At 48.4% G+C, this 15,271-nt stretch carries 17 protein-coding genes; 4 read left to right on the plus strand and 13 right to left on the minus strand.

Annotation, left to right across the window (positions count from 1 at the left end):
• Positions 1-21 precede the first annotated feature (21 nt).
• The gene (locus M2387_RS10975) at positions 22-924 is read left to right on the plus strand and encodes a TIGR01777 family oxidoreductase (protein ID WP_259049842.1); all 903 of its coding nucleotides are present in this window, start codon (positions 22-24) and stop codon (positions 922-924) included.
• A 36-nt stretch (positions 925-960) separates the two neighbouring features.
• On the opposite strand, the gene hisP is transcribed toward M2387_RS10975, so the two are convergent.
• From hisP to M2387_RS11020, 9 genes are all read right to left on the minus strand, one after another.
• The gene (gene hisP, locus M2387_RS10980; protein ID WP_259049234.1) at positions 961-1,734 is read right to left on the minus strand and encodes a histidine ABC transporter ATP-binding protein HisP; all 774 of its coding nucleotides are present in this window, start codon (positions 1,732-1,734) and stop codon (positions 961-963) included.
• A gap of 10 nt (positions 1,735-1,744) precedes the next feature.
• Complete coding sequence (locus M2387_RS10985) at positions 1,745-2,458, minus strand: ABC transporter permease (RefSeq protein ID WP_259049236.1); 714 nt, start codon at positions 2,456-2,458, stop codon at positions 1,745-1,747.
• Complete coding sequence (locus M2387_RS10990) at positions 2,455-3,141, minus strand: histidine ABC transporter permease HisQ (RefSeq protein ID WP_259049238.1); 687 nt, start codon at positions 3,139-3,141, stop codon at positions 2,455-2,457. The genes M2387_RS10985 and M2387_RS10990 overlap by 4 nt, the downstream gene beginning before the upstream one ends.
• A gap of 210 nt (positions 3,142-3,351) precedes the next feature.
• On the minus strand, positions 3,352-4,134 hold the full coding sequence (gene hisJ / locus M2387_RS10995) for a histidine ABC transporter substrate-binding protein HisJ (RefSeq protein ID WP_259049241.1): 783 nt from the start codon (positions 4,132-4,134) through the stop codon (positions 3,352-3,354).
• Between the two features lie 165 nt (positions 4,135-4,299).
• Complete coding sequence (gene argT / locus M2387_RS11000) at positions 4,300-5,079, minus strand: lysine/arginine/ornithine ABC transporter substrate-binding protein ArgT (RefSeq protein WP_259049242.1); 780 nt, start codon at positions 5,077-5,079, stop codon at positions 4,300-4,302.
• A gap of 289 nt (positions 5,080-5,368) precedes the next feature.
• Complete coding sequence (locus M2387_RS11005; RefSeq protein WP_259049245.1) at positions 5,369-5,938, minus strand: UbiX family flavin prenyltransferase; 570 nt, start codon at positions 5,936-5,938, stop codon at positions 5,369-5,371.
• A 383-nt stretch (positions 5,939-6,321) separates the two neighbouring features.
• Positions 6,322-6,726: a type II toxin-antitoxin system YafO family toxin gene (locus tag M2387_RS11010; RefSeq protein ID WP_310572771.1), complete on the minus strand. Its 405-nt coding sequence runs from the start codon at positions 6,724-6,726 to the stop codon at positions 6,322-6,324.
• Positions 6,723-7,016, minus strand: a complete 294-nt coding sequence (gene yafN, locus M2387_RS11015) for a type I toxin-antitoxin system antitoxin YafN (RefSeq protein ID WP_259049246.1) — start codon at positions 7,014-7,016, stop codon at positions 6,723-6,725. Before yafN ends, M2387_RS11010 begins: the two co-directional genes overlap by 4 nt.
• 92 nt (positions 7,017-7,108) lie before the next feature.
• Positions 7,109-7,678: a histidine phosphatase family protein gene (locus tag M2387_RS11020; protein WP_259049247.1), complete on the minus strand. Its 570-nt coding sequence runs from the start codon at positions 7,676-7,678 to the stop codon at positions 7,109-7,111.
• Positions 7,679-7,805: 127 nt separating this feature from the next.
• Here M2387_RS11020 and M2387_RS11025 point away from each other — a divergent pair, with 127 nt between their 5' ends.
• From M2387_RS11025 to M2387_RS11035, 3 genes are all read left to right on the plus strand, one after another.
• Complete coding sequence (locus M2387_RS11025; protein ID WP_259049249.1) at positions 7,806-8,672, plus strand: MurR/RpiR family transcriptional regulator; 867 nt, start codon at positions 7,806-7,808, stop codon at positions 8,670-8,672.
• A 219-nt stretch (positions 8,673-8,891) separates the two neighbouring features.
• Positions 8,892-10,295 carry an MFS transporter gene (locus M2387_RS11030; RefSeq protein WP_259049251.1) on the plus strand — a complete coding sequence of 468 codons (1,404 nt, stop codon included), beginning with the start codon at positions 8,892-8,894 and terminating at the stop codon, positions 10,293-10,295.
• Positions 10,295-10,960: an aspartate/glutamate racemase family protein gene (locus M2387_RS11035; RefSeq protein WP_259049252.1), complete on the plus strand. Its 666-nt coding sequence runs from the start codon at positions 10,295-10,297 to the stop codon at positions 10,958-10,960. The genes M2387_RS11030 and M2387_RS11035 overlap by 1 nt, the downstream gene beginning before the upstream one ends.
• Before the next feature lie 77 nt (positions 10,961-11,037).
• Here M2387_RS11035 and purF read toward each other — a convergent pair whose 3' ends face one another.
• The 4 genes from purF to folC form a co-directional block, all read right to left on the minus strand.
• Positions 11,038-12,555, minus strand: a complete 1,518-nt coding sequence (gene purF / locus M2387_RS11040) for an amidophosphoribosyltransferase (protein ID WP_259049254.1) — start codon at positions 12,553-12,555, stop codon at positions 11,038-11,040.
• A 40-nt stretch (positions 12,556-12,595) separates the two neighbouring features.
• On the minus strand, positions 12,596-13,081 hold the full coding sequence (cvpA, locus tag M2387_RS11045) for a colicin V production protein (protein WP_259049255.1): 486 nt from the start codon (positions 13,079-13,081) through the stop codon (positions 12,596-12,598).
• Positions 13,082-13,249: 168 nt separating this feature from the next.
• Entirely contained in the window at positions 13,250-13,921 is a 672-nt protein-coding gene (dedD, locus tag M2387_RS11050) for a cell division protein DedD (protein ID WP_259049257.1), read from the minus strand.
• Positions 13,911-15,179, minus strand: coding sequence for a bifunctional tetrahydrofolate synthase/dihydrofolate synthase (folC, locus tag M2387_RS11055; RefSeq protein ID WP_259049258.1), 1,269 nt, complete (start codon positions 15,177-15,179; stop codon positions 13,911-13,913). The genes dedD and folC overlap by 11 nt, the downstream gene beginning before the upstream one ends.
• Positions 15,180-15,271: the final 92 nt, after the last annotated feature.

Raw genomic sequence — 15,271 nt, forward strand, 5'->3', positions numbered from 1 at the left:
TTCTCTGTCATGAGGGCGATGATGCGTATATTAATAACTGGCGGTACCGGGCTAATTGGTCGTCATCTGATTAGCCACCTGCTGAAAACTGATGTACAGATAACCGTTGTCACTCGCTCTCCTGACCGTGCTTCCCAGTTACTGGGGAGCACGGTGACACTCCTTCCGGAATTAAGCCTGCTTTCCCATCTTGATGACTTCGATGCGGTGATTAACCTGGCCGGTGAACCCATTGCAGATAAGCGCTGGACCACCTCGCAGAAAGAACGTCTTTGTCAGAGCCGCTGGCATATTACTGAACAGTTAGTTGCCTTATTCAAAGCAAGTCGATGTCCGCCCGGCGTCTTTATTTCTGGCTCTGCTATCGGTTACTACGGTAACCAGGGGCCGGAGATCATCACAGAAACGACTGTGCCACAGGATGAGTTTACCCATCGCCTTTGCCAGCAGTGGGAAGACATCGCGATGCAGGCTCAGACAGCCATGACCCGCGTCTGTCTGTTACGCACCGGTGTCGTCCTGGCGCGTGATGGTGGTGCTCTGAGTAAAATGTGCCTCCCCTTCCGCCTTGGCCTCGGAGGTCATTTGGGTAACGGGCATCAGTATCTGGCCTGGATACATATTGAGGATATGGTTAACGGGATTATTTGGTTACTTGACCACCCTCTCAGTGGCCCCTGGAACCTGGTTTCACCTCATCCGGTCTCTAATGCACAATTTACTCAGGCGTTAGGCAAAGCGCTGAACAGACCCGCTCGATTGCCGGCTCCGGCCTTTATGGTGAAGATACTGATGGGGGAATCGTCTGTGCTGGTACTCGGGGGGCAGCGAGCGCTACCCGAACGTCTCCAAGCCTCCGGCTTTCAATTCCGCTGGCAGAATATCGATGATGCATTGCAGGATATTTTCAGCAGGTCGAAATAACGGGCAGCCAGGCCTGACGGCTACCCGAAAAGACAATTACTTCAACGATCCGGAAAGAAACTGCTGTAAACGTTCACTTTTCGGATTATTAAAGACGTCATCCGGCGAACCTTCTTCCTCTATGCGCCCTTTATGCAAAAAGATAACATGGCTGGAAACATGACGAGCAAACTCCATTTCGTGGGTCACGACCACCATGGTTTTCCCTTCTTCAGCAAGCTTCTGCATAATACGCAGAACCTCTCCCACCAGCTCAGGGTCAAGGGCTGAAGTGGGTTCATCAAACAACAGCACTTCCGGCTCCATCGCCAGAGCGCGGGCAATAGAAACACGCTGCTGCTGGCCACCCGAGAGGTGAACCGGATACTTGATATGCTGACGCTCATCAATACCCACTTTTTCCAGATACTTAATAGCCCGAGCTTTAGCCTCTGCTTTGCTCAGACCCAGAACTTGAATCGGCGCTTCCATGACGTTTTCCAGCACCGTCATATGACTCCACAAATTGAAGTGCTGAAATACCATAGTCAGGCGCGTACGTAATAGCCGCAACTGGTTCTTATCCGCAACCTTTAATTGCCCGTCTTTATCACGCACCAGCTGGATAGTTTCATTGCTGACAGCAATCGATCCTTCACTGGGTTTCTCCAGGAAGTTAATACAGCGCAGAAAAGTACTTTTACCCGATCCGGAGGAGCCAATAATACTGATGACATCCCCAGCCTTTGCATTCAATGAAACGCCTTTAAGCACTTCATGCTCACCGTAACGTTTATGCAAATCAGTTACGCTTAATTTATTCTCAGTCATTAGCAATCACTCAATGCGAAGCAGGTTTAATATGTTGTAACCAGCGTTTCTCCGCTTTGCGGAACAGGCTAATCAGCACATAAGAAATTATCAGATATAACACCGCCGCAATACCGAATGCGGTAAAGGGTTGATAGGTTGCGGCGTTAATATCACGGGCAATTTTCAGTAAATCCGGTACCGTGGCGGTAAATGCCAGCGCGGTTGAGTGCAGCATCAGAATGACTTCGTTACTGTAGGCTGGCAGGGCAATACGTAAAGCTGAAGGTAAAATAATACAGCGATACATTTTAAAACGGGAGAACCCATAGGCCCGCGCAGCTTCAATTTCACCATGTGGGACCGCACGAATCGCTCCGGCAAACACTTCTGTAGTATAGGCGCAGGTATTTAATGTTAATGCCAGGATAGTACAATTCAGCCCGCTACGGAAAAAGGCATTCAGAAAGTCGGTTTCTTTGACAATTTCCAGGGTATAAAATCCCGAATAAAAAACCAGCAACTGGACATAAAGCGGGGTTCCGCGAAAAATATAGGTAAAGACCGCGATAGGAAACGAAATAAATCGGTTATCAGAGACCCGGCCAATAGCAAGAAATATCGCCAGAATACCGCCCATCACAACTGAGGAGATTAATAACCATAGGGTCATTGCCATCCCGGTCATTCTGTAACCATCTGTCCATAATAACGGTTTCCAGTATTCCTGAATGATTTCTATCATAGCTCAGCCCTCTTCACACCCACAGAATAACGGCGTTCAAGCCACAATAATATCCCTGCCGAAATGGTGGTAAACACCAGATAGATCCCCCCGGCAACTAAAGCAAAATAGAGCGGTTGCCAGGTACTTTTCCCGGCAAGCTGGGTCGCTTTAACCACATCTTCCAGTCCCAGTAAAGAAACCAGTGCCGTCGCTTTGAGGATCACCTGCCAGTTATTACCAATACCCGGTAAGGCGTAGCGCATCATCGCAGGAAACAAAATACGGCGAAACGTTTGCGAGCTGGTAAAACCAAACGCGGTACTCGCTTCAATATGCCCTTTTGGCACGGCCATATAGGCACCACGAAAAGTTTCGGTGAAATAAGCGCCATAGATAAATCCGAGAGTGACAATACCCGCGGCCATCGGATCAATATCAATTTGTTCAAAACCTAAGGCATCGGTAATCACGTTCAGTAGCATCTGAAGACCATAAAAAATCAACAGCATCAGGACTAAATCGGGCACTCCACGGATAAGGGTAGTGTAGCCTTCAAATAACCATGCCAGCGGACGGTTTCTGGACAGCTTTGCCCCGGCACCCACAAGTCCTATCACTACGGCCAGAACAAGGGAGGCTATAGCCAGTTCGAGCGTGACCAGCGCGCCTTTTAAAATTACTTCAGAAAAACCATACAACATGGTGCGTATCCTGTCGGTCAGAGTTCGCTTTATTACCAGCCAGATTACTGAGAAAAAGAGGAAAAAATGCGGTTTTTCCTTATTGTTTATCAGGCGGCCTGTGTCTCTGGAGAGACAGAATAAGTTTTATTCTTTTCAGCCTCTTTAATAAGAGGCTGTTTTATACCCAAAATAATTCGTGCTGCAGGGCGGGTAGATCAAGAGTGGTGTTTAGTCACCGTAAACATTGAAATCAAAATATTTCTTCGCCAGCTTGTCGTAAGTCCCGTCCTGACGCATTTGAGCAAAGGCTGCATTCAGCGCTTCACGCAGTTCGTTGTCATCTTTACGGATACCCATACCGGTACCGACGCCGAATAATGCTTCATCTTTAATGGAAGGTCCACCGAACTGATAACCGGCACCAGCAGAATGCTTCAGGAAGCCTTCACTTGCCGCAACCTCATCCTGGAAAGCCGCATCAATACGTCCGGCAATTAAGTCAGCGTAGATGGAGTCCTGGCCCTGGTAGGAGACGATTTCAATGCCAATCGGTGCCCAGCGTTCGTTACCATAGGTTTCCTGAGTGGTTCCTTGCAGAACACCCACACGTTTACCTTTCAGGGTGGCAACGTCCGAAGTCACAGATGAACCTTTAGGAACGACCAGACGAGAGTCGGCGGCATAGAGCTTGTCGGTAAAGGAGATTTCTTTTTGGCGTTTTTCAGTAATTGACAGCGAGGACATAATCGCATCAATTTTCTTTGCTTTCAGCGAGGGGATCAAACCGTCTAACGGACTTTCAATAAATACGCATTCAGTTGCCAGACGCTGACACAGCTCTTTTGCCAAATCGATATCAAAACCAATTAACTGTCCTTTTGCATCTTTTGACTCAAAAGGGGCATAGGTTGGATCCGTGCCAATACGCAGATTTTTAGGGATCTCAGCAAACGCAGTACTGGTAGCAAAAAGTGCAACCAACAGAGATAGAGATAAAACACGCTTTTTCATAATTATCCTCAGGAGACTGTCTTTTACTTAACATTCGTAAACAGGCAATCTGACAGCAACAGCACAGGAATCCGCAGAAACTAACAAATTAGTCATCTTGGTGCCTGTTTATACTGCCAGATTGAGCTATCTGTTCAGAACCCTTACACAGACTAATGGATAACCTTAATTACCGTAAACATTAAAATCAAAGTACTTGCTCGCTAATTTGTCGTAAGTACCGTCTGCACGCATTTCTGCCAGCGCTTTATCCAGAGAGGCTTTCAGTTCAGTATCGTTTTTACGTATGCCAATCCCGGTACCGACACCGAAGTAACGCACGTCATCAACCGCCGGGCCAGCAAAAATAAATTCTGCTCCCGCAGGTTGTTTTAAGAAACCTTCGCTGGCTGCAACCTCATCTTGCAAAGCCGCATCCAGACGACCCGCAGCCAAGTCTGCATAGATCAAGTCCTGGTTAGCATAGGCAACAACATCAATACCTTTCGAACGCCATTCAGCATTAGCGAAAGCTTCCTGGGTAGAGCCTTGTAATACGCCGACGTGTTTACCTTTCAGTGACTCCACGGTGGGCTGTAACGTTGAGCCTTTTGCCGCTATCAGGCGTGGGTTAGCGGCATAGAGTTTTTCAGAAAACAGAATCTCTTGCTTACGTTTATCGGTGATAGAGAGGGAAGAGATAATCGCGTCGATTTTTTTCGCTTTCAGTGACGGGATCAGTGCATCAAAGTCACTGGCAACCCAGGTACATTTAGCGTCAATGCGCTTACAGAGTTCATCGCCCAGGTCGATATCAAAGCCAATAAACTCCCCTTTTGCATCTTTGGATGAAAACGGCGCGTAGGTCGTATCTGTTCCAATACGCAGTGACTGCCCTTGGGCAAAAACACTGAAGGAGCTGGAAAGACCGAGCAGCAAAGACAGAGCAATAACCGATTTCTTCATACAATACCTCAGGTTTGGCTTCTTATAAGTGGCGTGTTGTTGTGTGATAGTGCTTTAGCAGACAATTTTGCAGTTTTCGTGCCAGTTTTCCTCGCGCATCAGGAAAGCGTCTGTTTTGTTATTAAATAGTTGCAGCACTGCTATCAAAATGAAAGATAGCAGCTTTCACTGGCAGGAAAAAAGAGAATGATGGTGAGTGAGGGATAAAATCTTCTAAAAGTGTCAGCTGGAGCACAATTCTCCGCAAGGCCGTTGCCCTTAATTGGTGCCCCATATCAGGGCAACCGGCTTACGCCCCGTTCCAGCGCGTAAATAAGTCACAGGGAAGTTCGATATCAAACTGATCGAGGATGCGATTGACCGTCTGATCGATTATCTCGTTAATCGACTGCGGGCGATGATAAAATGCGGGTACCGGCGGCATAATAATCGCCCCCAGCTCGGCTGCCTGAGTCATCAGGCGCAAATGCCCTAAATGAAGCGGCGTTTCACGTACGGCTAATACCAGGGGACGGCGCTCTTTCAGCACGACATCCGCCGCCCGGGTTAACAAGCCATCAGTGTAACTGTTGACGATGCCGGATAAGGTTTTTATCGAGCAAGGCAGCACCGCCATACCCGCAGTTTTAAACGAGCCTGAGGAGATACTGGCCGCAATATCGCGCGAGTCATGCACCACGTCAGCGAGGGCCTGTACATCACGCAATGAATAATCAGTTTCAAGCGACAAGGTCTGACGCGCAGCGTGGCTCATCACCAGATGACTTTCAACATCAGGCAATTGCTGCAACACTTCAAGTAAACGGACGCCATAAATGGCCCCGCTGGCCCCGGACATACCGACAATCAATCGTTTCATGTATTATCTTCCGTCAACCCATAGCTTAATGGTGAATTTTCTATTTCCAGCCAACCTATTATCTATGGGTTGGCTGCTAAAGCCTAATTCAACGTTCAATACCCGGCACACTTCAGCTAATGTGGTTTTTGATATAGAAAAGGTCTGTTTTGCTGTGCTCTTGCCACTGGCATCCTTTCCGGCTTGAGGATTAAGGCAAAAAAAACCCGCCATAATGCGCATCTCGTTGAGACTAGGCGTGGCGGGTGTACTTGACCTAAGGCTAATCATTGCTCATAAATACGTCAACCTTAATTTATTCAAGAATGGGTAATGGGTTTTAAATAGTGGTTGCTCTGATGACGGTTGAGTCATTCAAAATAACAAGGTGCCTTTTGACCTGCTCAATATTTCATCCTGAACGCCTCGGCCATCATCCCTGGCTTGTGCATGTGATTATTGTTACGAGCCATTTTATGCGCTTCGGGTTTCAGGATAATAATCAGCAGCCAGGTATCAGGTTCTATTGCACCCTGACAGTAAACTAAATGAGCCCTATCGCTGGTACGTTTGAATTGACGTAAAAACTGAGGAAAAGGAGCGTCTGCATCAGCAAGATGAATGTGGGCCACTTGCTCTTGTTTTACCAGGGGCCAGGTGCGGTCATCATCATAAGGCGCATCACGACCAAAGGTATCTGGCAACACCCCGTCTTTTTTATAAGACAAAAAATCCGCCACCAAATCATCAAGCTCTTGCTGACTTAATTGCTGGCGGATCGGTGCTGACTTGAAAATCCTTATGCTCATTCCGTGAACTCGGTAAGATCCTTATCAGAGGCGTTCTGCAGCAGTTGCTGCCCACTATCGGCAATATCACTTAAACGTTCAGCCGTTGGCCTGAATCGCGCGGCGGTATGTATCCGCCCCTGTTTCTCTTCTAACAAGTCGATCAACTCTTCAAATACTTTGGCACTAACCATATAACCAGCAGGTCGGTTATTAGAGAGAACAGCAACCGGTTCATCAATAAAATATTTCGCCGGGTTTTTTCTTAGTTCGGTGATATTAATAGATTTTTCTGCGAGGATACGTTCCATAATTCACCTCAAAGCACATTTCATTAAACACATCATAATACACATTAAAACGTACATCAATTTACCTTTGTTTATAAAACGCACAAAGAAAATTAAAATACATCAACCTCTGAACTATCACGGACCAGCACCCTGGGCGACCAGTATCCTGACTCTCCGGAGTTCTGCTGTTTCCAGCCTGCCTTTTGTAGTTCTCGGGCAATCAGCATATTCATAAATCCATGCCCGATACTGATTACCCGCCCATGCACTTCTGCCAGATTAGCCAGCTCATCTGAAACGGACTTCGCCCTCTTTTTGACGGAAGAAAAAGATTCCACACCGCCGCTGGCACCCGCCATCCATACCAGACGAAATGCTGTTGCCCAGGCAAGCGGGGTTAACTTTAACAGGGGGAGATTAAAGGCCGGTAATGGCGCTTCATAGAGCGCATCAAGGATCATATCTGGCTTCAGGCCAAGTGCCGTAACGGACTCAAGCGTTCGCCGCATCGGGCTTGCAACAACAAACTGCCCATTAAAGCCTGCAACGATTGAAGCAGCGGGCATATCCATTATGCCCGCTGCATCATAGTCCGCTATCCAGGCGTTCATCGCCGAAGCGTTGATGGCAGTTGAAGTTTCAATATCAGGCTTGCCATGGCGTAGTAATGTTAATTCCATAAAAGAGAGTCTCAGGTTAAAACAGAAGTCTGCATATATCAGCTCAAGCCAATTACCGCTTGAAATACCGGTGAATATGATTTACTGATGGTAGTTATCTGCCAAGCAACTATACAGTCACTCACTTATGCCTGATAACGATGCGTTACTCCCTCCAGAAGAAACCCCGGTAATACGCTCATTTAATCATCGTATCAGGCATATTTTGCCGTCTTTGCCACCTTCAGAAAAACGCCTGGGTGAGTTTGTGCTGCGTTTTTCCGGTGATTTTGCCGCTTATTCAGCCTCAGAGCTGGCCGAAATGGTGGGTGTCTCTAATGCGACAGTCAGCCGCTTTATCCGCCGCCTGGGCTATGAGAATTACGAGGCTGCCCGCCTGCATGTCCGCAGTGAAAACCAGGTTGCCGATACCGCAGCTGAGAGTGAATCAACGAATCAAAATGGCTGGGACTCCACCCTGTCACTGGCAGAAAGTAACTTGCGCCAGACACTGTCAGATTTGTCAGAAGAAGAGGTCAATGATATTGCTGACGCGATTATCCAGGCCCGGCGAGTCTGCTTCTTCGGCACCCGTAATAACCATAACTTTGCCTCTTATCTACGCTGGCAGCTTCTTCAGGTTATCCCTGGCGGCGATGTTCTGCCGGGAGCGGGTGAGACACTGGGAGAGTTTTTACCCGGATTTAATCAGGACGATATGCTGGTGGTATTTGATTTGCGCCGTAGCCAGCCCGTTACTGAACAATTTACCCGACTTGCCCATCAGCAAGGGGTAAAAATCCTCTATATCACCGATAACTACGCTACCCCCCCTCTCTCTGCTAACTGGATTTTACGCTGTGAAACTAAATCAGCCGGGCCCATCGACAATCATGTTGCAGCCATGATGCTTTGCCATATCCTCGCCAGCCGGGTGATACAACGCGTTTCAGCCTCAGGTAAACAGCGCCTGGCATTGATTGAACAAGCTCACGATCAGCTGAAAGAGCTGTAGACGCTCTGCCGGAAACCCAATAGCACACTGAAAGGGCAGTATCTGCTCTGAGTTTGTGCATCCTTTATCCTGGTACGGTTTCTGTCCTTCTTTTTTCAGGCCTCTGAATGGCTTTCCCTCGCCTTTTAATGAAAATATATTTTCTTTAAATTTATGGCATGAAAAATGCTTTTCATAAATAGCGATATCACACTCTACTGGTGGCGACAGGAGCCGTTTATGACACAACTGGTACCGGAAACAACAACACAGCACCACAATTCCTCAATGGGGCAATTAGAAACAGCCCTCGATAACATAGGCACTACACGCTCACACCGGATGATCATCCTGATGGTGGTGATTGGTGTCATGTTTGATGTTTTTGAACAGAATGCGATTGGGCTTATTGCCCCCCTGCTACAGATGTCATGGGGGTTAACGGCGACAGATATTGGTTTTCTGAATACCATTACCTTTATTTCAGCCGCTTCGGGGCGCTTATTATCCGGCTACTTTGCCGACCGCTTCGGGCGTCGGTTTATGCTGAACGTCAATTTATTACTCTTTACGCTGGGTGCAATTCTTTGTGCTCTGGCGCCGAATTATGCCACTCTGGCTATCGGGCGTTTAATTGTCGGTTTTGGGCTGGGCGGAGAGATAACCACCGCCGTGACTCTGCTGGCTGAATTTTGTTCATCACGCTTTCGCGGCACCGCCGTCGGCATCATCAACGTTGGCGGAGGTGGCCTGGGTAATATGCTTGCCCCGGCATTCGCTTTACTGGTGTTCTATCTGTTCCCTGGCGAAAATAGCTGGCGCTGGCTATTTGCCTGCCTGGTGCTCCCTGCTCTGTTGCTGATCCTCTACCGTCGTTTTATACCCGAGACCCCACGCTATCTGGTCAGTCAGGGGGAGATACAACAGGCTAACCATGTCCTATCTATGCTGGCTGCCGGTAAATTGCTGCATCAGACTTTCCCGGTTTCGCAGTATATCGATGAAAAACCGGTCACCGATCGGGCGGATACGCAGCGTGTCGGTTCATGGCGAATGATATTTTCCGGTTCTTATCGTAAGACGACGATATCGATGGGTATCGCTTCATGGATGACCTTTGGCGCTCAGCTGGCACTGCTCACCTTGATGCCAACAATTCTGGTTTCACAGGGCTATTCCATTAATAAAAGCTTTCTGTTTACCATTATTATGCAGAGCGGAAGCCTTCTCGGCGCACTGACCGCATCCTATTTAGCCTTTTATTTCCCGAGAAAAGTCATTTTGACCTGCGGCTCGATTGCAGCCTGCGCATCGGCGATTGCCTTTGGTTCCTTCACTGATAGTGTAGCGACCATTCTACTGACCGGCGCGCTGTTTCAATTTTGTGTGTTGTTACTTAATACCACCGTCTGGGTTTATGCCCCGGAGTTATTCCCGACAAAAATGCGTGGGTTTGGTACTTCCTTCATTCTGGCAATGGGCACCATCGGTGGCGCACTGATGCAGATCCCTGCGGGTAAGATGTTTGACCTGATGGGCACAACGGGGCTTTTTGCTATGATTGCCGGCATGTATATTATTTTTCTTATCGCTATTCAGTTCTCGTCTGAGACCTTTAAGCGTTCAATAGACAGAGCAGCATAATGACAGGTTATAAAATTGCGCTAATCAACCCGAATAGTTCTGTGGCAACCAGTGAAATGATGGGCAGACTGGCAGAAGCCTGCCTGCCTGACGGGTTCCGGCTTCAGGTGATTACCGCAGAAAAAACGCCTGAAATGCTCGTCACGACTCAAGATATTACGCTCGCTAAGCTTGAGGTCGAGCGTCTTGCTATGGCTGTAGCGAAATCCGTGGATGCTATCGTGGTGGGTGCTTTTGGCGACCCGGCCCTCTCGAAATTACGGGAGGTCATATCCGTGCCAGCCATAGGTATCGGCGAGGCTTCACTGCTGGCAGCAAGCCTGGGGCAACGCCCCTTTGCGGTCGTCACCGTGACTCCGGGCTTAAGAGATTCTATATCTGGCTATATCGGCCGTCTGGAGCTCAGTCACCTCTGCCGTGGAGTCTTTATTACTGAAGAGGACGCCAGTTTGTTGATGGACGACCCACGGTATCTTGAGCAGCAGCTGTATCAAGCCTCTTTGTTAGCGATTGCTAAAGGCGCTGAGGCGATTGTTATTGGCGGCGGCCCTTTAGCGCCAGCGGCTGAACGCCTGAAGACCAGACTTCCTGTTCCGGTTATTTCACCGCTTATTGCCGGTATCTGTAGCGCTGTTGAACAGATAAGTAAAAGCCCGAAGAGCTGAGCTACGAGCTCCCTGTTCTCAGGGCAAAAAAAACCCACAGTAATCACACTGTGGGTCTGAGCGGGACTGCATAACGATTAACCCTCGTTATGCATTTCCAAATTTTCGACTTCATTCTGGCGAGCAACCGCCTGAGAGTCATCATTACGTAGTGACTCGAGATATTCGAGATATTTATGGTCAACGTCTTTAGTGACGTAAATACCGTTAAATACCGAACACTCAAACTCAGTGATATCCGGATTTTCCATACGAACCGCTTCGATAAGATCGTCAAGGTCCTGGAATAAAAGGCCATCAGCGCCGATTATCTGACAAATTTCGTCCACTTCACGGCCATGCGCGATTAATTCATTCGCGCTTGGCATATCAATGCCATAGACGTTAGGGAAACGCACTTCCGGTGCCGCTGAAACGAGGTAAACCTTTTTCGCTCCGGCTTCGCGCGCCATTTCGATAATTTGCTCTGAGGTGGTACCACGAACAATAGAGTCGTCCACCAGCAAGACGTTCTTATCGCGGAACTCAGCCCGGTTAGCGTTCAGTTTACGGCGTACAGATTTACGACGTAACTGCTGGCCTGGCATAATAAAGGTACGGCCAACATAGCGGTTCTTCACAAAGCCCTGACGATAAGGTTTATCGAGGATGTGGGCAATTTCCAGTGCGATATCGCAAGAAGTCTCTGGAATTGGAATGACAACATCAATATCCAAGTCTTCCCACTCGCGTGCTATCTTCGCACCGAGTTTTTTACCCATTTCAACGCGGGCGCTGTAGACAGAGATTTTGTCAATAAACGAGTCCGGACGTGCAAAGTAGACATACTCAAACAGGCAAGGATTGCTGACTGGGTTTTCAGCACACAGGCGGCTGAACAGTTCACCTTTTTCAGTGATATAGACAGCTTCGCCTGGTGCAATATCACGCAGAAAATCAAAACCGAGGGTATTTATGGCAACACTTTCAGAAGCAACCATATACTCGGTGCGGCCATCATCAAGTGTGCGCTTGCCGATAACCAAGGGACGAATACCGTGCGCGTCACGGAAAGCCACCATGCCATGACCAATTATCATCGCCACACAGGCATAGGCCCCGCGGATCTGTTTATTAGTCGCAGCAATCGCAGAGAAAATGTTGTCTGCTTCCAGCGGGTAGTGACGATAGTTGTCGAGTTCGCTGGCAAAAATATTGAGCAGTATTTCAGAGTCAGAGGTCGTATTGATATGACGACGTTTCTCTTCAAATAGCTTCTTACGCAGCTCATGTGCATTGGTTAAATTACCATTATGCGCAAGCGTAATGCCGTAAGGAGAGTTAACATAAAAAGGCTGTGCTTCTGAAGCGCTGGAGCTACCGGCGGTCGGATAGCGTACATGACCTAAACCCATATTCCCTTGCAGGCGCTGCATATGACGGGCTTCAAATACATCGCTCACCAAACCGTTTGCTTTACGCAGTCGGAAGCAATTTAAGGAATCAATGGTGACGATGCCTGCGGCATCCTGGCCCCGGTGCTGAAGCACCGTTAAGGCGTCATAAATAGACTGGTTGACCGGTGTAAAACCGGCGATCCCAACAATACCGCACATGTTGTCTTTTCCTCATTAAGCCACAACTCCCACGCTACGATTAGCGGGGTAAGAAACTTGACGAGCCTTGCAGGTAATCAAAAAACCACCTGATGATAAAACTGAATTGAGGGATAAGCTGCGACTGCTGCCACTCTTCGCTTTTCGAAAAGCCGGTAAATGAGTCAAGAAAGAACAGAATGGCGGAGACGATCAACACTCCACGTAACGCACCAAAACAGATTCCTAACACCCTGTCTGTACCCGACAGGCCGGTTTTTTCTACCAGTGCACTAATGACATAATTCACTATGGCACCGACGATAAGCGTCGTAATAAACAATAGCGCAATAGCTATTCCATTTCGTATCAGTTCATCTTCAAAGCCAGTGAACCAGACTGACAGATAAGGATAATAATGGCTGGCAACGAAGAATGCACATCCCCACGTTACAAGCGATAACGCTTCCCTGACAAAGCCACGAACGACACTTACCAGGCAAGAAAAGCCGATAACTGCAATGATGGCGTAATCTATCCAAACCATGAATTATTCTCGCGATAAATCGCCCTGACATCCGGTTCGGGCGCATTCTAACAGAAAAAGAAAACGTTTGCGTAGGGATTTCCTTTCCCCGCACAAATAAATAATGGCGTTGAAAAAAGCCTCAACGCCATTCCAAAAACACCTCGTATCGGCTACGTAATTCCGGACTTAAGGTGTATATCTCATCACATAAGCTCCCGGTAAACCGGAAAGAGATTTGAGCTCATTCAGAGAAGAATTAAGCTTTTCTTTAGAGGCATCCGGCCCCACCATAATACGCGTCACTGAGTTCTGTACCGGCGTTGATGGCAGGGTGTAAGCCTTAAAGCCTGCCTGACGCAGTTTAGCGACAATCTCATTCACTTTATCAGCATTTTTTAACGCCCCTACCTGTACCACAAATGCCTGCCCTGTCGGTGGTTTTTCCACTACGGGTTCAGGTTTTGCAACCGGTTCAGCAACCCGCGTTTCCGTTTTATTTTCAACCGGTTTCGGCTGCGGTTTTTCGACCGGTTTCGGACGTTCGCGAGGGACAGGAACATCGTTGTTTGCGATTGCCAGTTCAGGTTGCATCGCCGCATCTCTTAAACCAGAAGGCGTCGAACTTCCCGCCTGAACTTCAGCGCCAGCGCCTTCTGGTGGTTGGGCAGGCAACGCCTGATTCACTTGAGGCAGCATATCTGGTTCGTCATTATCGCCGGGTTTTGGCACTAACGGAATCGCTGCAAATTCATCCTGATAATACTTTTTTTGCCCGTCAAGCAGCCCGGGCAGCACAATAACGCCCAGAGCAACCAGAATAATGGTGCCAACTAATCGATTTTGAAACTTACTCGCCACCCGTTTTCCTCGTATCCAGTTCTTCCATTACGTGGGCTACTGTGTGAAACGAACCACACACCAAAATGGTATCTTCTGCTGCTGCATCAGCCAGCGCTGCATACCAGGCTTCAGCAACATGGTTAAATTGACGCCCCTGCCCGAGATGCTGTATCAGTTGTTCAGCACTGGCGCCACGCGGCCCTTCCAGAGGCGCGCAATACCAGCTATTTACTACTGGTGCTAAACAGTCTAGCGTACCGGCGATATCTTTATCATGCAGCATACCGATAACGGCTAATACACGCCCTTCCCCGGACACTGTGGACAACCGTCCGGCCAGGTAATTCGCCGCATGTGGGTTATGAGCAACGTCCAGAATAACACGAGGTGACTCAGAAACTATCTGAAAACGCCCGGGTAATGTCGCCTGTTCAAGTGCGCTACGCAGCGCATCTTCGCTTATTGCTAATCGACTGGCGCGTAAGGCGGCAACCGCCGTGGCAGCATTAGGCTGAGGAACCAGAGGAAGAGGCAGCCCGGATAACTCACCCTGCGCATCACGGAAGGTCCAGTGCGACCCGATGACCTGATAGTCCCAGTCCACGCCGCGGTACAGTAACTCAGCACCTTTTTCAGCAGCAACCTCGATTATTGGCTCAAGTCTGTCAGGCTCACCCACTATGGCCGGTTTACCGCCTCTGAATACACCCGCTTTCTCGCGACCAATACTTTCCCTGTCAGGACCTAGCCAGTCGGTATGATCAAGGGCGATACTGGTGATAACAGCCACATCCGCATCGACAATATTGGTGGCATCCAGCCGTCCGCCTAATCCAACTTCCAGTATCACAACATCCACTTCATGTTGCTTAAATAACCATAAGGCAGACAGAGTACCGAACTCGAAATACGTTAACGAAGTCTCTTCGCGGGCGGCCTCTATCACCGCAAAAGAAGCCGTATGACTGGTTTCCGGAATCTCTTTACCCTGAATACGAACGCGTTCCGTATAACGTACCAGATGAGGTGAGCTATAAACACCGACCTTAAATCCTGCTGCCATCAGTGCCGTTTCAAGCACCCGGCAGGTCGTTCCTTTGCCATTAGTTCCCGCCACAGTGAAAACCGTTGGTGCTGGCTTTAAGACATTCATAGCGGCTGCGACTTTGTGTACCCGGGAAAGACCCAGTTCAATCGCTGTAACATGAAGATTTTCGAGATAATTAAGCCACGTCGCTAGAGGCGACATAGCCTTAGGAACCGGATGTTTTTCCATGATAAGCGCTTTAATTCAGTTCCCTGAAGATATTCAATGGTTGTTCGGTGACCTGTCTCTGTATGAATGAATACCGCCAGGAAGGGTTCAAG

The sequence above is a fragment of the Klebsiella sp. BIGb0407 genome (genome assembly GCF_024807845.1).
GTDB lineage: Bacteria > Pseudomonadota > Gammaproteobacteria > Enterobacterales > Enterobacteriaceae > JGM124.